Origin of the sequence: uncultured Campylobacter sp. (assembly GCF_938018145.1) — a bacterium.
GTDB lineage: Bacteria > Campylobacterota > Campylobacteria > Campylobacterales > Campylobacteraceae > Campylobacter_A.
In genome coordinates this window covers 1-1,157 of record NZ_CALIII010000061.1, presented here as the reverse complement: position 1 = coordinate 1,157, position 1,157 = coordinate 1, and the positions used below count along the sequence as shown (strand labels likewise).

3 protein-coding genes are annotated in these 1,157 nt (G+C 48.8%); all 3 read left to right on the top strand.

Annotated elements, in window-relative coordinates:
* Positions 1 to 104 precede the first annotated feature (104 nt).
* Positions 105 to 434 (top strand): hypothetical protein, encoded by a 330-nt coding sequence (locus Q0338_RS01425; RefSeq protein ID WP_009496747.1) that lies wholly within the window; start codon positions 105 to 107, stop codon positions 432 to 434.
* Positions 427 to 687, top strand: a complete 261-nt coding sequence (locus Q0338_RS01420; protein WP_295140567.1) for a cation transporter — start codon at positions 427 to 429, stop codon at positions 685 to 687. Before Q0338_RS01425 ends, Q0338_RS01420 begins: the two co-directional genes overlap by 8 nt.
* Positions 688 to 702: 15 nt before the next feature.
* The coding region (locus Q0338_RS01415; RefSeq protein WP_298085203.1) for a M28 family peptidase at positions 703 to 1,157 on the top strand (455 nt) is incomplete at its 3' end.

Sequence of the window (1,157 nt, the reverse complement as noted above, 5' to 3'; positions counted from 1 at the left end):
CCGCTAAATAACTTCGGCTATCCTTACGGCGAAGTGGACGACAACGTGCTAAATTACTATTCGCCTAAAGATTTTAGCTACGACTACAAGTCGCAAGAGGTCAAATGAAGGGCTTTTGGCTAGCTCTGGCGTCGGTAGTAAGCGCGCTGGCGGCGACTCTTTGCTGCCTGCCTGCGCTTTTGTTTTTGATTTTCGGCGCTTCATTTAGCCTGCTTAGCTCGGAAGCGATAGAGAGCCTAACCGAGCTAAGGCCCTATTTTACCGCACTTGCCGCGATTTGTTTTGCGGCGAGCGCGTTTTATTTTTTCAAAAAGCCAAAATCCTGCGACCTCGCAAATCGCCGCAAAAAGTGGATCTTCATCTACGTTTTTTTAGCTGTTTTTGTGATTATTCTGCTATCATACCCCGAAGTTTTAGGAAAAATTTATGAATAAAATTCTATCTATTTTACTACTTGCAAGCGTGGCGTTTGCAAATCAAAATTTTGTCATCAAAGTCGAGGGAATGCACTGTCCGTTGTGTACGGCGATGGTGCGAAAAGCCCTGCTAAAGGTAGACGGCGTCATCAGCGCCAAGGCTAGCCTGCACGATAAAACCGCCCGCGTCGAGACGAAAGACGGCGTGAGCGAGAAGCAGCTGCTAGATGCGGTGGCGACGACGGGCTACACGGGCGAGATCGTTAAGTAAATTTAAGGAGCAAACATGCAAAAAAACGAGGTTATGAACGATTTTAAGAAGCTGTGTGAAATTCCTCACTGTAGCTGCGAAACAGAGCAGATGAGGGAGTTTTTAGCGGATTTTGCGCGCTCTCAGGGCTTTAGCGTGAACGTCGACGAGGCGGGCAATATCCACGCCGTAAAGGGCGAGCCTAAAATTTGCCTGCAAAGCCACTACGACATGGTCTGCGTGGGTGCGGCGCCGAATTTAGAGCTCATCGAAGAAAACGGCATATTAAGAGCCAAAAACTCGACTCTGGGCGCTGATGATGGCATCGGCGTGGCGATGATGATGGGCGCGATGCGGGAGTTTGCAAATTTAGAGTGCCTATTTACCAACGACGAAGAGGTCGGGCTCGTGGGCGCAAACGCCTTTAAGGGTAAAATTTTATCGCCAAATTTGCTAAATTTAGACAGCGAAGAGGACGACCGCGTGACGCT

What these genes read in the sequence shown, in the direction of transcription:
- Q0338_RS01425 (WP_009496747.1), top strand. Translation starts at nt 105, where the DNA reads ATGAAGGGCTTTTGGCTAGCTCTGGCGTCGGTAGTAAGCGCGCTGGCG.
- Q0338_RS01420 (WP_295140567.1), top strand. Translation starts at nt 427, where the DNA reads ATGAATAAAATTCTATCTATTTTACTACTTGCAAGCGTGGCGTTTGCA.